Origin of the sequence: Halalkalibacter sp. APA_J-10(15), from assembly GCF_023017105.1 — a bacterium.
Classification (GTDB): Bacteria; Bacillota; Bacilli; order Bacillales; family Bacillaceae_D; genus Halalkalibacter.
Genome location: NZ_JALKEV010000003.1, coordinates 196,179 through 210,641, shown reverse-complemented (window position 1 = coordinate 210,641; position 14,463 = coordinate 196,179). Strand labels below are relative to the sequence as shown.

Annotated in this window: 12 protein-coding genes; all 12 read right to left on the bottom strand. The window is 37.9% G+C overall.

Annotated elements, in window-relative coordinates; translation table 11 throughout:
• Window positions 1–37: 37 nt before the first annotated feature.
• Window positions 38–4,336 carry a PolC-type DNA polymerase III gene (locus tag MW695_RS05300; RefSeq protein ID WP_247104005.1) on the bottom strand — a complete coding sequence of 1,433 codons (4,299 nt, stop codon included), beginning with the start codon at window positions 4,334–4,336 and terminating at the stop codon, window positions 38–40.
• Window positions 4,337–4,445: 109 nt separating this feature from the next.
• Entirely contained in the window at window positions 4,446–6,152 is a 1,707-nt protein-coding gene (locus MW695_RS05295; protein ID WP_247104004.1) for a proline--tRNA ligase, read from the bottom strand.
• 37 nt (window positions 6,153–6,189) lie between these two features.
• Window positions 6,190–7,446, bottom strand: a complete 1,257-nt coding sequence (gene rseP, locus MW695_RS05290) for an RIP metalloprotease RseP (protein WP_247104150.1) — start codon at window positions 7,444–7,446, stop codon at window positions 6,190–6,192.
• 28 nt (window positions 7,447–7,474) lie between these two features.
• Window positions 7,475–8,623, bottom strand: a complete 1,149-nt coding sequence (locus MW695_RS05285) for a 1-deoxy-D-xylulose-5-phosphate reductoisomerase (protein ID WP_247104149.1) — start codon at window positions 8,621–8,623, stop codon at window positions 7,475–7,477.
• A 54-nt stretch (window positions 8,624–8,677) separates the two neighbouring features.
• Window positions 8,678–9,475 (bottom strand): phosphatidate cytidylyltransferase, encoded by a 798-nt coding sequence (locus tag MW695_RS05280; RefSeq protein WP_247104003.1) that lies wholly within the window; start codon window positions 9,473–9,475, stop codon window positions 8,678–8,680.
• 14 nt (window positions 9,476–9,489) lie between these two features.
• On the bottom strand, window positions 9,490–10,254 hold the full coding sequence (locus tag MW695_RS05275; RefSeq protein ID WP_260505860.1) for an undecaprenyl pyrophosphate synthase: 765 nt from the start codon (window positions 10,252–10,254) through the stop codon (window positions 9,490–9,492).
• Between the two features lie 138 nt (window positions 10,255–10,392).
• Window positions 10,393–10,950 carry a ribosome recycling factor gene (gene frr / locus MW695_RS05270; RefSeq protein WP_247104002.1) on the bottom strand — a complete coding sequence of 186 codons (558 nt, stop codon included), beginning with the start codon at window positions 10,948–10,950 and terminating at the stop codon, window positions 10,393–10,395.
• On the bottom strand, window positions 10,950–11,669 hold the full coding sequence (pyrH, locus tag MW695_RS05265) for a UMP kinase (protein WP_247104001.1): 720 nt from the start codon (window positions 11,667–11,669) through the stop codon (window positions 10,950–10,952). The genes frr and pyrH overlap by 1 nt, the downstream gene beginning before the upstream one ends.
• 74 nt (window positions 11,670–11,743) lie before the next feature.
• The gene (tsf, locus tag MW695_RS05260) at window positions 11,744–12,625 is read right to left on the bottom strand and encodes a translation elongation factor Ts (RefSeq protein ID WP_247104000.1); all 882 of its coding nucleotides are present in this window, start codon (window positions 12,623–12,625) and stop codon (window positions 11,744–11,746) included.
• A 149-nt stretch (window positions 12,626–12,774) separates the two neighbouring features.
• Window positions 12,775–13,500 carry a 30S ribosomal protein S2 gene (gene rpsB / locus MW695_RS05255; RefSeq protein WP_247103998.1) on the bottom strand — a complete coding sequence of 242 codons (726 nt, stop codon included), beginning with the start codon at window positions 13,498–13,500 and terminating at the stop codon, window positions 12,775–12,777.
• Between the two features lie 154 nt (window positions 13,501–13,654).
• Window positions 13,655–14,134 carry a DUF6115 domain-containing protein gene (locus MW695_RS05250; protein ID WP_247103996.1) on the bottom strand — a complete coding sequence of 160 codons (480 nt, stop codon included), beginning with the start codon at window positions 14,132–14,134 and terminating at the stop codon, window positions 13,655–13,657.
• An 11-nt stretch (window positions 14,135–14,145) separates the two neighbouring features.
• Window positions 14,146–14,454 (bottom strand): hypothetical protein, encoded by a 309-nt coding sequence (locus MW695_RS05245; protein ID WP_247103994.1) that lies wholly within the window; start codon window positions 14,452–14,454, stop codon window positions 14,146–14,148.
• Between the last annotated feature and the right edge of the window lie 9 nt (window positions 14,455–14,463).

The window sequence follows — 14,463 nt, the reverse complement described above, 5'->3', positions numbered from 1 at the left end:
GCAATCCTTTCAACAAACGTATCGTTAGAAGAATCATTTAAAACAATGACAATTGATTAGAATCTGGCATATCACCCAAGCAACCGTGTTCATCCAGGTGTTCTAATACGGTCTTCGTTAACTTTGCACGTTGCTGCAAATCTTCTTTAGATAGGAACTCTCCATTTTCTCGTGCCTTTTCAATATTTAAGGCAGCATTTGTCCCTACGCCTGTCATCGCATTAAATGGTGGCAATAATGTCGTTCCTTCTACTTGAAACTCCGTTGCACTAGAACGATAGAGGTCAACCTTCTGGAATGAGAATCCTCGCTCACACATCTCAAGAGCTAGCTCAAGAACGGTTAGTACAGCCTTTTCCTTTGGTGCAGCATCTAATCCTTTTAAGTTGATTTCTTCAATCTTTGCTTTAATTGCATTTGAACCTTTAATCATCGTATCTAAATCAAAATCATCCGCTCTAACGGTGAAATAAGATGCATAGTAAAGAATAGGATGATGTACTTTGAAATATGCGATCCTTACTGCCATTAATACATAAGCAGCAGCGTGTGCCTTCGGGAACATGTATTTAATCTTTTGGCACGAACCGATATACCAATCTGGAACATCATGCTTTTTCATTTCTTCAATCCACTCGGGTTGAAGGCCTTTCCCTTTACGAACAAATTCCATAATTTTAAACGCAAGTGATGGTTCTAACCCTTTGTAAATTAAATAGACCATAATATCATCCCGGCAACCAATGACGTCTTTCAACTCACATATACCCTCATAAATTAATTCATTCGCATTATTTAACCAGACATCTGTTCCATGTGAGAGTCCAGAAATTTGGACTAATTCCGAGAATGTACTTGGTTTTGTTTCTTCGAGCATTTGTCGAACAAAGCGTGTCCCAAACTCCGGTATTCCTAAAGTACCCGTTTTACACATAATTTGATCTTCAGTCACTCCTAGTACATCAGGGCCACTAAAGATTTTCATGACCTCCGGATCATCGGTAGGAATGGTTTTCGGGTCAATTCCACTTAAATCTTGTAACATTCGAATAACAGTCGGGTCATCATGACCAAGTATATCAAGCTTCAAAAGATTATCGTGAATAGAGTGAAAATCAAAATGTGTCGTTTTCCATTCTGCATTTTTATCATCTGCTGGAAATTGAATCGGGCAAAAATCATGTATATCCATATAATCTGGTACAACAATAATACCACCTGGGTGTTGCCCTGTTGTTCGCTTTACACCAGTACAGCCTGAGACAAGACGATCAATTTCTGCTCCGCGCATCATTAAATTATAGTCACTTTGATAACCTTTCACATAACCATATGCTGTCTTCTCAGCAACGGTCCCAATTGTCCCTGCACGGTATACGTACTCCTCACCGAATAGTTCCTTTGTATAATGGTGAGCTCTCGGTTGGTAGGCACCAGAAAAGTTCAAATCAATATCAGGAACTTTATCACCTTTAAAACCTAAGAACGTTTCAAATGGAATATCTTGTCCATCTTTTATATAAGCCGTTCCACACTCAGGACAATCTTTATCTGGTAAATCAAACCCTGAACCAACTGAACCATCGTCAAAGAAATGTGAGTGATGACACTTAGGACAAACATAATGCGGCGGTAATGGATTCACTTCTGTTATTTCTGTCATTGTTGCAACAAATGATGAACCAACTGAACCTCGAGAACCAACTAAATAGCCATCATTTAACGACTTTTTAACTAATTTTTGTGAGATTAAATAAATGACCGCAAACCCATGGCCAATGATACTTTTCAATTCTTTTTCAAGTCGGCTTTCTACAATTTCAGGCAATGTGTCCCCGTAAATACTACGAGCACGATTGTAACTCATATCACGCATTTCCTGATCGGCTCCCTCAATTTTTGGAGTATAAAGGTCATCAGGAATCGGATGAATCTCCTCGATCATGTTTGCAATATGTTGTGATGCCTCTATGACAGCTTTTTTCGCCCCATCTTCTCCAAGAAACCGAAACTCCTCTAGCATCTCATTGGTCGTTTTAAAGTGGACTTTAGGTAGCTGTTGTTTGTTTAATGGATTTGCCCCACCTTGAGAGGCAATCAAGATCTTCCTATGAATATAATCTTTTTCTTCAAGGTAATGAGCATTTCCAGTAGCAACAACAGGCTTATTTAGTTTCTCGCCAAGTTTCACAATGTTTGTCACAATTTCTTGCAAAGCAGAATCATTTTTGACTAGCTCCTTTTCAATTAAATGTGCATAATTGCTTAATGGCTGAATTTCTAAATAATCATAGAAGGTAGCAATTTCTTCTACCTCTTGCGGTGATTTTTGCATCATTCCTTCAAATACTTCACCTTTATCACACGCGGAACCGATAAGCAAGCCAGTTCGCAGCTTATTTAACTGAGATCTAGGAATTCTTGGCGTGCGAAAGAAGTAATCGACATGTGACATCGATACAAGCTTATATAGATTTTTAAGCCCTTCTTGAGTTTGTGCAAGGATAATACAATGGAAAGGTCTTTGACGTTGAACATTACCTTGTCCCATATGATCATTTAACTGGTGATGAGAATGAATCTGACGCTCATTTGCGTCTTTTACCATTTTCCATAATAGATACCCCGTCGCCTCAGCATCATAAATCGCTCGGTGATGACTAACTAATTCAATGTCAAATTTCTTACATAGCGTATTCAACCGGTGATTTTTTAATTCTGGGTACAAAAATCGTCCTAATTCTAACGTATCAATTACAGGGTTTGGTACTTCTCCTAACCCCATCTTTCGGTAGCCAACATTAAGAAAGCCCATATCAAAGCTGGCATTATGTGCGACTAAAATGGCATTCCCCACAAATGCTTTAAACTTTTCAAGTACCTCTTCCACTTCTGGTTGGCCTTTAACCATATCATCTGTAATTCCTGTTAAATCAATAATCGTATTAGACAATGGTTCATGAGGGTCTGCAAATGACTCAAACCGATCAATAATTTCCCCATCTTTTATCTTAACTGCAGCTAATTCAATGATCGTGTTATAAACAGCTGATAAGCCAGTTGTCTCAACATCAAATACGACATATTCATCTTCCATCAGGTTTCGCTCTGCTTCGTTATAAGCAATTGGCACTCCATCATCAACTAAGTTTGCTTCAATCCCAAATAGTACTTTAACACCATGTTTCTTCCCTGCTGAATAAGCTTCTGGAAAGGCTTGTACAACACCATGATCGGTGACTGCAATTGCTTGATGTCCCCATTTAGCAGCTTGTTCAACATAACGACCTGCTGAAACGATTCCATCCATTTGGCTCATAGTTGTGTGCAGATGAAGCTCCACACGCTTCTCATCTTCTTTCGCTGTATCTTGCTTCTCTTTAGGGACAACCTGATTAACATCATTACCAATCATAACTAAATCACGAACAAATGTATCATTCTGAACACCACCTCTTACTTTTACCCACATTCCTTTTTTTATCGCTTGTAATAAAGGAACATCCTCCTTATCTCGAGAAAACATTTTCACTAAGATAGAATCAGAGTAATCGGTGATTTTAAATGTTAACAACGTTCTACCGCTTCGCAATTCCCTCGTCTCAGCATTAAATACATAACCTTGTACAGTTATCCGTCGTTCTTCATCCCGGATAGTTTCTAACAAAACAGGGTCATCTTTAATTGAATAGCCAATCATGAGGTTTTTATCGCTAACTTTCTTCTCTACTTGTTCTTCTTGTTTTTTCTTTTCTAAAATAGCCTCCACCACTTTAGAGTGATCTTCCTTCTTGCGATTTTCGACAAATTGCTCATACTCCTGCTTTGATTCTTGAACATTTGTCTCAAGCTGGACAATTGGTAAGCTTAACATTTCCAAGACATCTTGCAATGGTTCCGTTACTTTGCGCTTAAGAGCAACAGCTTCTGTTTCATTTCTAACCGAAATCATAAGTCGCCGACCATCATAACGTGGAACTTGCTTAGCTAGTAAATGTCTAATCCCCTCTGAAATCATTTGTACCTGTGTCACAATGAAAGGCCAATATTCGATCCACTCATCTTCAGACATTTCCTTCTGCTCGTAAATAAACGTAAACTCTACAGCTGCAATATGCTCAAATGCTTGTTTTAATTGAACTGAAAATAGTTCATAGACAGAAGAAGGTACGATCGTTTTTAACTCAATATAAAAATGCCATGTGCGATTCTTTTTATCTATTTGAAGTTTACGTATAAGCCCATTCTCGAAGTGTTGTTGAATGAACTGTTCAGGAAGTTGTATTTGCTGTAATAGTAATAATAACCTTTCTTTACGAATCTGCTCCTCAGGCATCGTTCATCCTCCCCATTTCAACATACGTTCATTTTCATATAAAAACCCTGCTATAAGATTACTTTATAGCAGGGTTTTTGTCGACAATTTATGCTAAAGTCTAAAACGATCATTTCTCTATTAATTGCTTTATTGTTGACTCTAGTTCGTCAATTTTGACCTCTAACATTTCGCCTGTCGCTCTTACTTTCACTTCTACTATTTGCTCAGCTGCTCTTTTTCCAATTGCAATTCGAATTGGTAATCCAAATAAATCAGAATCTTTAAATTTGACTCCAGCTCGCTCAGGGCGATCATCATAGAGCACATCATAGTTCATTTCTCTTAACTGGCTATATAGCTGTTCACCTAGTTGACTTTGTGTATCATCTTTCATGTTGATCGAAATTAAATGGAGATCAAATGGCGATACTTCCTTTGGCCACACAATTCCATTTTCATCATGGTTTTGCTCAACAATAGCAGCAACAGTTCGTGAAACACCAATGCCATAGCAACCCATAATCATCGGTTCTGCTTTACCTTGCTCATTCAAAAAACTAGCACCTAGCGCTTCACTATATTTCGTTCCTAGCTTAAATACATGGCCGACTTCGATTCCTCTTGCAAAACGTATCGTACCTTTCCCATCTGGTGAAGGATCACCTTCTTGAATGAAACGGATATCCGCATACTTAAGCTCAGAAACATCTCGCTCGACATTCACATTTATATAATGATAGTCTTTATCATTCGCCCCACAAATACCATTTACAATCGTTTGAACAGAATGATCGGCAATGATTGTAATATCTTTAACTTGCAGAGGTCCGATAAATCCAGGTTCACACCCTAAATATTCATTTGTTTGAGCAATCGTTGCCAATTCAATGGATTGAGCTCCAGGATACAAATGACTTATTTTAATTTCGTTCACTTCATGATCTCCACGTACTAGTATAAGCACAGGTTCTTCATCAATCATAAACAACAATGATTTAATCGTTTGCGTAGCATCTACATTTAAAAACGCCGTAACCTCTTCAATCGTTTTTACATTAGGAGTTTCCTTCTTCTCAACATCTAATACTCGCTGTTCATTATGGTTTGCTGACACAGCTTTCACTGGAGCAATTTCAATATTAGCAGCAAAATCTGATGCATCTGAATAAGCTATTGTATCTTCACCAATTTCACTTAGCACCATAAATTCATGTGTATCAGTACCACCGATAGCCCCTGAGTCTGCTTCAACCGCTCTAAAATCAAGCCCGCATTTTGAAAAAATGCGCTTATAAGCTTCGTACATAGCTTTATAGCTTTCATCTAAGCCTTCTTTACTTGTATCAAACGAATAAGCATCCTTCATGATAAACTCACGTGAACGTAAAACTCCAAAACGAGGTCGTCTTTCGTCACGATATTTCGTCTGAATTTGATAAACATTTACTGGGAGTTTCTTGTATGACTTTATATCGTCACGCACAAGAGACGTAATGACTTCTTCATGAGTAGCACCAAGAACAAAATCACGTTCATGTCGATCTTGCAGTCTCATAAGCTCAGGACCGTATGCCCCTAAGCGACCTGATTCTTCCCAAAGCTCAGCCGGCTGAATAGCTGGCATTAATACTTCCTGTGCACCAGTTGCGTCCATTTCTTTACGAATAATCTCTTCTACTTTTTTTAATACTCTTTTGCCTAAAGGTAAGTAAGAGTAAATTCCTGAAGCTGTTTGCCTAATAAGCCCGGCTCTTAGCATCAATTGATGGCTTTTAATTTCCGCATCAGCTGGGATATCACGAAGTGTAGGTGATAAATAAGTACGTTGTCGCATCCTTCAAATTCCTTTCTATTTAGATACTTGTTCGTTCCTACATAAATAACGTCGTTATATCATTCCATGTTACGACAATAACTAATAACATTAATAAGACAAAGCCAATAAAATGAACAAAGCCTTCCTTCTGTGGGTCAATTGGCTTTCCACGCAAAGCCTCTAATCCAATAAACGTCAATCGACCACCGTCCATTGCTGGTAAAGGCAATAAATTAATAATACCTAAATTTACACTTAATGCAGCTGCCCATTGCATTAACACAAATATTCCTAGTGCTGCCGCTTCACCTGTGTAATTATAAATACCGACAGGGCCTGAAACATAGTCTAATTTGAATTCTCCAGTAAACAACATTCCTAACACTTCAAAAATCATTGAAGCAAACATGTATGTTTGAGTGAAACCAAATTGAACAGCTCCGACGATCGAGAATTCTGTCGGACCACGAATACCAACAAACCCTTCATTTTCTCCAAACTGTCCTTCTCTAGCTTCTGGAACAACAGGAATGGTTAATGTTTCACCTTCACGCTCTACTTCAAAAATAAGCTCCTCATTTGGGTGTTCTTGAATGATCGATGTCATTTCTTCCCACGTCGATAATGAATGATTATTAATAGACAAGACTACATCATCTTTTTGTAGCCCTGCTGAAATGGCTACCCCATCACTAGTCACATCGCCAATTCTTGCTTCATCAACAGGCATACCTTGCAATAAAGCATAAGCAATTAAAATAACAACCGCTAAGGCAAAATTCATCAATGGCCCTGCAAATATAGCCATCGCTCGTTGACCTACTGATTTAGATCCAAACTGACGATTCCACGGAGCAATTTGAGTTGCTTGTTCATCTTGAATGTAGTGTGCTTTCTCATCAATTTCATATTGAACAAGTTCTTCCTCCTGGTTATAAGCTTCTACAACTAGATGCTTTTCCAGATCTATCTTTTCAACTTGCACAACTTGTGCTTCAGGATGCTTTGATTTGTTATTAATGATTATTTGGGAAACTTTTCCTTTTTGATTAAAAACTAAACCAATCTCGTATCCTGGTTTAATTTGAATCATCTCGGGGTCTTCACCAGCCATTCGAACAAACCCACCGAGCGGCAAGAGTCTAATTGTATAAACCGTTTCGTTCTTTTTAAAAGAGTAAATTTTCGGTCCAAATCCAATAGCAAATTCACGGCAAAGTATTCCTGCACGTTTAGCAAAATAAAGGTGTCCCCATTCATGAATGGATACGAGAAGGCCAAAAATAACAATGACCGCTAAAATCGTTTGAATAGATTGCATCTAATGACGACCACCTTTCTTATTTAATCAATGTATTAATGAATTGACGTGTTTCTAAATCTACTGCTACTATTTCTTCTAGTGATGGTTGTTGAATCGCTTCATGTTCAGTCATAGCTTGTTCTATGACTGATTCAATCCCAAGAAACGACAACCGGTTTTGAAGAAAATGAGATACCGCTACTTCATTTGCTGCATTTAATACCGTCGGCATCGTCCCGCCAATTCGTCCTGCCTCATATGCGAATTCCACACAACGATAGCGTTCGACATCCATCGCTTGAAAATGTAATTGTCCGATTTCTGATAGCTTTAGTCGTTCATTAGTGAAATTTTGAAATCTATTTGGATAAGTCAGCGCATACTGAATCGGTACTTTCATATCAGGAGTTCCTAATTGCGCAATGACACTTCCATCAATGTATTCAACCATTGAATGAATAATACTTTCTTTATGTAGTAATACATCAATCTTCTCGTATGGTATATCAAATAACCAATGTGCCTCAATAATCTCTAACCCTTTGTTCATCATCGTGGCAGAGTCAATTGTAATCTTAGCTCCCATTGACCAATTAGGATGCTGCAAAGCCTCTTGAACGGTTACACCTTTTAAATCAGAACGAGAACGATCTCTAAAGCTTCCACCTGAAGCGGTTAATATTAACTTATCAATTTCACTTCTTTGTTCACCTTGTAAAGCTTGAAAAATAGCTGAATGCTCACTATCAACCGGCAGTAAAGAAACATTGGCACGTTTTGCTTCATTCGTAACAATATGACCTGCTGTCACAAGAGTTTCTTTATTCGCAATCGCTATTGTTTTCCCTTCACGAATCGCCGCTAACGTAGGCGCTAATCCTACACTGCCAATGACAGCATTTACGACAATACTCACTTTCGAAATAGTTGCAACTTCAATTAGTCCTTCATCCCCCCAAACGATTTTTGTATCACTCGGAACTTGATGAACTAACTTGTCATATTCAGTCTTTGACATGACCGAAACAACTGACGGTTTAAATTCATGTATTTGTTCAATTGCTAGATCAATATTTCGTCCAACTGACATCGCTACAAGTGAGAATTGTTTAGGAAACTGTCTAATTACATCAAGAGTTTGTGTCCCTATCGAACCTGTCGCACCTAATAAGCTAATATGCTTCAATCTTTTCACCTACATTATTCCAAGGATTCTTCTTGCTAAACAAACGATATGATTTTAAATTAGCTGAAGCAAATGTAAAATCGGCATCACATAAATCAAACTATCAAATCGATCTAAGATCCCACCATGACCAGGTAATACATTTCCAGAATCCTTTACTGCATAATGACGCTTTAAAGCTGATTCTACTAGATCTCCTAATTGCCCCAATACTGATGCGACAATAATCACAACTAAAGCGAGATAAAAACTGGAAAATAGCGGATATATAAAATGAAACGTAGAACCTATTAATATCGCACCAATAATTCCACCAATCGACCCTTCGATCGTTTTCTTCGGACTAATATCTGGCCATAATTTATGCTTACCTAGTGAGCGACCAACAAAATACGCTGAAGAGTCGGTTGTCCAAATAATGAACAAAATAAAGAAAACAAGCATCATACCCAAATCTGGTATTTCCCTTGTTACAATTAAGTAGTGAAACCCAAAGCCAACATAGACCGATGACACGATTACAAATCCAACTTCATCAAATGTAAACGTATTTTTTGTAAGAACCGTAAACATTAGTAAAGCCAAAATCACAAAGATAAACACTTCTACTTTCGTAAATGAAAATGGAATAACTTGATCATACCATACTGTTGGTACAAGTAATAGCCACATTGAAAGTAAGCTTATAATACCCATTAGCGAGATTGGTCTGATCTTTTTCATCTTTAAAAGCTCAATCATTGCAATCGATGCGACAATCGTTATAAAAAGTGAAAACAACCAACCACCAATGATGACAAAGCTAACAAATAATGCCCCACCGATGACTCCTGTAATAATTCGCTGCTTCAAAACCTCGCCCCTCTCTATACACCGCCGTATCTTCTCGCACGTTTTTGATAGACGAAGATCGCTTCAACCAAATGCTGCTCACTAAAATCCGGCCACAATACTTCCGTAAACCAAAACTCACTATAAGCAACCTGCCAAAGCATAAAATTACTTAATCGAATTTCTCCACTCGTACGAATGAGTAAATCTGGATCACGTAATTCAGCTGTCATTAAATGCTCTGTTAATAAATTCTCATTCACTTCGTCTGACTTAATAATTCCTTGCTCAACTTGTTCACTAATTTTTTTTACCGCAAGTGCTATCTCAAATCGACTTCCGTAATTTAAAGCAAAGTTTAGTATGAGTCCGGTATTACCAGAGGTTTGATCAACGGCCTTGTTAACGGCCTTCTTTGTATGTTCTGGTAATTCATTAATACTTCCCATTAAACGCACTTTCACATTTTCTTTCATTAATTGTGGTAACTCAGTCGCTAAGAAGCGTTCGGGAAGTTTCATTAAGAAATCAACTTCTGTTTTTGGACGCTTCCAATTTTCCGTTGAGAATGCGTAAAGTGTTAAGACTTCAACACCTAACTCATTTGCTTTTCGTACAATTTTATTAATGACCTTCATGCCTTCACGGTGTCCAGCAATTCTCGGTAAACCTCTATTTTTTGCCCAACGACCGTTTCCATCCATTATGATAGCAATGTGTTTCGGTATATTCGTTGATAAATGCATTTCATCTTCATCATTCGAACGTTTTGTTCTCCAATTTGTTAGTCTATCAAGCATGTTAAGCGCCCTCCATCTACTTACAGCAGGTTCAACATCTTACATAACTGTACACTTACTCGTTATATGGTAGGATGAAAGTGGAAAAACCCCCTATAAAAAAGAGGGTCTTTAATCTCTATTTTACATGGATCGATCTTACACTTCCATGATTTCTTTTTCTTTATGGTCGGAAACATCATCAACCTTAGCTGTATACGTATCTGTTAATTTTTGCATTTCATCTGTATAACGACGAAGATCATCTTCAGTTAACTCGCCATCCTTTTGTCCTTTTTTCAGTGTATCATTTGCATCACGACGTACGTTACGAATAGCAACCTTTGCCTCTTCAGCTGATTTCTTAACCATTTTCACTAATTCTTTACGACGCTCCTCTGTTAATGGTGGAATCGTTATTCGAATAATAGATCCATCATTAGCAGGTGTTAAACCTAACTCAGATTTCAAAATTGCACGCTCAATTTCACCAATTGAAGACTTATCAAATGGTTGAATTGTCAATAATCGCGCTTCTGGTACCGAAATCGTTGCAAGCTGATTTAACGGAGTTTCAGCTCCGTAGTACTCAACTGTTATTCGATCTAGGAGAGCAGGATTTGCTCGACCGGCTCTAAGCTTAGCCAAATCTCTATTTAACGAATCAATCGCCTTTTCCATCCTTGATTTCGCGTCATTAATAATTTCCTTTGACATTATTCATTCCCCCTGACAATTGTTCCAATTTCTTCACCTGTAACGGCTTTTTTAATATTACCTTCTTCCATAATCGAAAAGACAATTAATGGTATGTCATTGTCCATACAAAGAGATGATGCTGTTGAGTCCATAACAGCTAAACCTTCTTTTAACACATCCATAAAGGAGAGCGTTGTATATTTTTTTGCGGAAGCATCGACTGATGGATCTGCGCTATAAACACCATCGACTTTATTTTTTGCCATAAGGATCACTTCTGCCTCTATTTCAGCTGCACGTAATGCAGCAGTTGTATCAGTAGAAAAATAAGGGTTACCTGTCCCTGCAGCAAAAATAACAACACGTTTCTTTTCAAGATGACGAATCGCCTTTCGACGTATATACGGTTCAGCTACTTGACGCATTTCAATCGAGGTTTGAACTCTCGTTTCAACCCCAATATCTTCAAGCCCATCTTGTAATGCTAATGAATTCATGACAGTTGCAAGCATCCCCATATAGTCAGCAGTCGCACGATCCATTCCTTTTGCACTACCTGCCATACCTCGCCAAATGTTTCCACCACCAACTACAACAGCTACTTCAACATTTAATTCGACAATTTCTTTAATTTGCTTGGCAATAGATTGTATAACCAATGGATCAATTCCATACCCTTGATCACCAGCTAGGGCTTCCCCGCTTAATTTTAAAACTACTCGATTATATGATTTCATAGTGACCTCCGCTCGAACCTGAAGTTTTACCATCTTCTTGTGAAAAAGGGACACACCTTCGTGTCCCTTCATCTTTATTTTTTCACTTGAGACATAACTTCTTCAGCGAAGTTGTCTTCACGCTTCTCAATTCCTTCTCCAACTTCATAGCGAATGAAACCTTTTACTTCAGCATCTTTTGCTTTTACATATTTGCCTACCTTTTGATCTCCATCTTTAACAAATGCTTGATCATTTAAACATACTTGTTCAAAGAACTTTCCGAGTCGGCCTTCAACCATTTTTTCAACAATATTTTCTGGCTTACCTTCATTAAGTGCTTGTTGCTTTAATACTTCGCGTTCACGCTCTACTTCATCCTGAGCAACTTGATCACGCGATACATACTTCGGGTTAATAGCAGCGATATGCATAGCAATATCTTTAGCTAATTCACTATCAGATGTGCCTTCTAGAATTGTTAGTACACCAATACGCCCACCCATATGCAAATACTCACCAAAAGTATCACCATCAGCTTTGGATACTACTACAAAACGACGTAATGAAATTTTTTCACCGATTTTAGCAATAGATGAATTAATGAACTCTTCGACTGTTTGTCCAGGAGCAAACTCTTGCCCAAGTGCTTCTTCAACAGTAGTAGGCTCATTTTTCAATACAAAATCAGCTAGGTCACCAACTAATTTTTGGAAGTTTTCATTTTTAGCAACGAAATCTGTTTCAGAGTTAATTTCAGCAATAACCGCTTTATTGCCTTCAGATTTAACAATTGTTAACCCTTCTGCTGCAACACGGTCCGCTTTTTTAGCAGCTTTTGCAATTCCTTTTTCGCGCAGGAAATCAACTGCCTTTTCCATGTCGCCACCTGTTTCTGTTAGTGCTTTTTTACAATCCATCATTCCAGCACCTGTTTTTTCACGTAGTTCTTTTACCATACTCGCCGTTACTGCCATAAATAACGCCTCCTTTTAATTGTCTTTATGTATCATGTGAAAATATTGTGTAATAAAAAGGACTTATCGTCTAAGAATTGAAAAAATCTTAACTTCTAAAAAAGTGGTAAAGGGTAATCCCCCTTTACCACCCCATTTGAGTACAATAATTAAGCTGTTGTCGTTTCTTCTTCTTCCTCAACCTCTTCAGCTTCAGCAGAAGTTGCTTCAATGACTGCATCTGCCATCTTACCAGTTAATAATTTAACTGCGCGAATGGCATCATCGTTACCTGGAATAACATAGTCAATCTCATCCGGATCACAATTCGTATCAACAATTGCAACAATTGGAATGTTTAACTTATGTGCTTCGGCAATTGCAATACGTTCCTTACGAGGGTCAATAACAAATAAAGCATCAGGGACGTCTTGCATATCTTTAATACCGCCTAAAAACTTTTCAAGACGATCCATTTCCTTTTTAAGAAGAATAACTTCTTTCTTAGGAAGAACATCAAATGTTCCATCCTCTTGCATTTTCTCAAGTTTCTTAAGACGTGCAATACGTTTTTGAATAGTCTCGAAGTTTGTAAGAGTACCACCTAACCAACGTTGGTTAATATAATACATGCCGCAACGTTCTGCTTCATCTTTGACAGAGTCTTGAGCTTGTTTTTTCGTACCAACAAACAATACCTTTCCACCGTCAGCAGCTAAATCACGAACAAATTGATACGCTTCTTCAACCTTCTTAACTGTTTTTTGTAAATCAATAATGTAAATACCGTTTCTTTCTGTGAAGATGTAGCGATCCATTTTAGGGTTCCATCGTCGAGTTTGATGACCGAAGTGAACACCAGCTTCTAATAATTGCTTCATGGAGATTACTGCCACATCCAACACCTCCTTCATTTATGGTTTTTTTCCTCCGCTATGATCATTTTTATGAAAGACTGGATTCAGCACCTTTTCATAAATCAAATAGCGTGTGTGATTAACACCGAGAATTACTATACCACATTGCCACTAGCGGCGCAAGTATGGATTGTCATGATTGATGAAATTTCAGTATAAGCTCAACTTCACCTTTTCCCATTTTTAATTTTTTGGCAATTTGCTCGGAAGTGAGACCGGACTGTGCTAACTCTAATACTTTTACTGTATAGGATTTTTCGTATGTTTCTTGTTCGTTTATTTCTATAGGAGGAATATATGGGAGAGAATCTTCCTGTTCCTGTTCCTCTTTCGCTTCTAGCTGTATTGAATCATTTGAAGCTTTAGCTGATTGTTCCTCCACTAAACTCCTTGTCGTTTGATGCTTATTTCTTTGTACCTTCTCAAGCAATCGTTCATTCTCTTCTTTCATTTCTGTTGTATACGCTAATAATATGTCTTCCATTTCTGATTGTAGCTGATTCATACTATCTGGCTGGCTCTGTACATGTCGTATCCGCTGCAATAAAATCATAATCCATAAAAACGTAAAACCATGCAGTAATAAACTAATGACTACTAATAATTCAAGCATACAATTCCCTTCTATCCTGAAAAATCAATAAAGTTTCCTTTATAAGGATGCTTTTGTTTTGTAGGCTCTTCTTGTTTTTTTTGTTTTCTTTCTTGATTACTCTGTTCTTGTTGCTCAGATTCTCGATCCTTGTGAAACCTTGACTGCTCAGATTCGTCTGATTGCTTCACTTGCTGACGTAACTTTCTAGCTTCTTCTTTCTCTTGCTGGGCAATCACGTCTTGTGATGTTTGACCTCGTTGCTGAAGTTGCTCTTGAATTTTACCTGATTTTTGTGATTGAGGAAAAGACCCTTGTACTTCAACCGGACGTATACTCATGACTATCCC

Bases quoted from the DNA above. Each gene is read 5' to 3' on its own strand.
- frr (WP_247104002.1), bottom strand. From the start codon at position 10,950: ATGTCAAAGGAAATTATTAATGACGCGAAATCAAGGATGGAAAAGGCG.
- pyrH (WP_247104001.1), bottom strand. From the start codon at position 11,669: ATGAAATCATATAATCGAGTAGTTTTAAAATTAAGCGGGGAAGCCCTA.
- tsf (WP_247104000.1), bottom strand. From the start codon at position 12,625: ATGGCAGTAACGGCGAGTATGGTAAAAGAACTACGTGAAAAAACAGGT.
- MW695_RS05250 (WP_247103996.1), bottom strand. From the start codon at position 14,134: ATGCTTGAATTATTAGTAGTCATTAGTTTATTACTGCATGGTTTTACG.
- MW695_RS05275 (WP_260505860.1), bottom strand. From the start codon at position 10,254: ATGCTTGATAGACTAACAAATTGGAGAACAAAACGTTCGAATGATGAA.
- MW695_RS05295 (WP_247104004.1), bottom strand. From the start codon at position 6,152: ATGCGACAACGTACTTATTTATCACCTACACTTCGTGATATCCCAGCT.
- MW695_RS05245 (WP_247103994.1), bottom strand. From the start codon at position 14,454: ATGAGTATACGTCCGGTTGAAGTACAAGGGTCTTTTCCTCAATCACAA.
- MW695_RS05300 (WP_247104005.1), bottom strand. From the start codon at position 4,336: ATGCCTGAGGAGCAGATTCGTAAAGAAAGGTTATTATTACTATTACAG.